4 protein-coding genes are annotated in these 2,063 nt (G+C 80.4%); 3 read left to right on the forward strand and 1 reads right to left on the reverse strand.

From position 1 onward, the window contains the following. Nucleotides 1–129: 129 nt before the first annotated feature. Nucleotides 130–654 carry an SSI family serine proteinase inhibitor gene (locus ABEB16_RS21465; RefSeq protein WP_345714210.1) on the reverse strand — a complete coding sequence of 175 codons (525 nt, stop codon included), beginning with the start codon at nt 652–654 and terminating at the stop codon, nt 130–132. Between the two features lie 146 nt (nt 655–800). On the opposite strand from ABEB16_RS21465, the gene ABEB16_RS21470 reads away from it, so the two are divergent. The 3 genes from ABEB16_RS21470 to ABEB16_RS21480 all read left to right on the forward strand — a co-directional run. Further along, the gene (locus ABEB16_RS21470; protein WP_345714211.1) at nt 801–1,127 is read left to right on the forward strand and encodes a rhodanese-like domain-containing protein; all 327 of its coding nucleotides are present in this window, start codon (nt 801–803) and stop codon (nt 1,125–1,127) included. A 199-nt stretch (nt 1,128–1,326) separates the two neighbouring features. Next, complete coding sequence (locus ABEB16_RS21475) at nt 1,327–1,782, forward strand: ATP-binding protein (protein WP_345714212.1); 456 nt, start codon at nt 1,327–1,329, stop codon at nt 1,780–1,782. 48 nt (nt 1,783–1,830) lie between these two features. Further along, a partial coding sequence (locus ABEB16_RS21480) for a glycosyltransferase (RefSeq protein WP_425560289.1) occupies nt 1,831–2,063 on the forward strand: 233 nt, incomplete at its 3' end.

Consider the following 2,063-nt stretch of genomic DNA (forward strand, 5'->3'; position numbering starts at 1 on the left):
CGGCCAGCGCCGCGGCGGCGCGGCCGGGCGGGCAGGTCGGTGCGGTCGTGCACCTCGACGAGCACCGGGCGCAGCGCGGCACGGGCCGGCACGCCGCCTGAGGGCGGCGGGGGACGCGGCCGGGACGGCTCAGCCGCCGCCCGGCGACCCGCCCGCCGCACCGCCCGGCTGCAGCAGGGCGGCGAGGCGGTTCCAGCGGGCGATCTCGCAGCCGTCGGTGCGCTTGAAGGCGGCCTGCACATCCTGCCCGCGCCAGCGCCCGGTGACGGTCGCCGTCTCGGGGCCGCCGTAGACCTGCGTGCACATCCGGTCCGGCGGTACCGGCGCGAAGGGCTGCTCGACCGCGGCCAGCGCCGCGCACGCCCCGGCGGGGTCGGGGTGGTCGCCGCCGGGGGCGCCGTCCGGCCCGCAGGTCAGGGTCCACGTCCGCGTGCCCGTGCCGCCGTCGGACACGCTGACCGTGAGGGTGCCGCCCGCCTCGGCCGGGGTGCCGGCCGGTGCCGTGGGGGTCGCTCCCCCCGAGGGCGCGCTCGTCGCCGTGCCGTCCGCCACGCCGCCCGCACCTCCTCCGCACCCGCCCAGGCCCACCGCGCCCGCCACCAGGACCGCCGCCAGCGCCACCGCGGGGCGCGGGTGCACCGCCCGCGACGGCACCGGCCGTCCTCCTCGCACCATCCTCGCGCCTCCCCGGCCCGCCGTCCCGCCCGTCCCGGTGGGGGCCGCGGCGGGGCGCTCCCGATCTCCGACGCCCCCCGGGCCCGCGCGGTTCCGCCGCCCGCCGCCCTCGTTAGGCTCCCACCATGGTCGACCTCCCCTCCGTGCCCGCTGCCGACGTCCCCGCCCGAGCGGTCGTGCTCGACGTCCGCGAGGACGACGAGTGGGCCGCCGGTCACATCGACGGCGCCCTGCACATCCCCATGGGCCAGGTGCCGCAGCGCGTCGGGGAGCTGCCCGCCGACGCCGAGCTGCACGTGGTGTGCCGCGCGGGGGGCCGCTCGGCCCGGGTCGTGGCGTGGCTGCAGGAGAACGGCTTCGAGGCCGTCAACGTCACCGGCGGCATGGGTGCCTGGGCCGACGCCGGCCGCCCCCTCGTCGCCGACGACGACCGGGTGCCCGGCGTCCTCTGAGGCCCCGCCGGCCCGTCCGGCGGGCCCGCCCGCCGGTCCGCCCGGCCGCTGGGCCGTCCGGGTGGGTGCGTGCCGCGCGCTGGTTTCGCCCCCGCGCGCCCCGGGTACCGGTGATGCGTCTGCGGTCGGTACCAGCCGGTCGTGGCCGCCCGGCCCCCGGGCACCAGGACCCGACATCGAGGCGCAGGAGGACCCCAGGATGCCACTCGGCTCGCCACTGCTACCGGCAAGCCACTGGGCGGCCTTCGCGCACGACGCCCGCTCGGTGCCCCGCGCCCGCCACCTGCTGCGCGACGTCCTCGACTCCGCCGGCGTGGACGAGACGACCCGCGCGGAGATCGAGGTCGTGCTCTCCGAGATCGTCGGCAACGCGGTGCGGCACGCCCGGCCGCTGCCGGGGGACCGCATCGAGGTGGCGTGCCGCCTGCTGCCCGGCGGTGCCTACGACGAGCGGCACGTGGAGATCTCCGTGCGCGACGGCGGCGGCCCCACCCGCCCCGCCCCGCGCACCGCGGGCGAGACCGAGACGACCGGGCGCGGGCTGCGCATCGTCGACGGCCTCGCCGACGAGTGGGGGGTCGTGGAGGAGCTGGACGACCTCTCCCGCACCGTGTGGGCCACCTTCGGCGGGCCCCGGCAGGGCATGCCCCGCTGACACGGGCCACCGCCACCGGGGGCTCGCACTAGCCTCCGTGCCGTGCCGCTGCCCGAGCCCGCGCCCGAGCCCGCCCGCCCCGACACCAGCACCACCCCCGGCCCCTCCCCGGCCGGGACCGCCGCCGGCGGCCGCTGCGCCGTCGTGATCCCCGCCAAGGACGAGGCCGAGCGCATCGCCGCCACCGCGCGGGCCGCGGCGCGGATCCCCGGCGTCGACCTCGTCGTCGTCGTGGACGACGGGTCCCGCGACACCACCGCCCCCGCCGCGCGCGCCGCGGC

The organism is Kineococcus glutinatus, from assembly GCF_039542765.1.
GTDB classification, from domain to species: Bacteria; Actinomycetota; Actinomycetes; order Actinomycetales; family Kineococcaceae; genus Kineococcus_A; species Kineococcus_A glutinatus.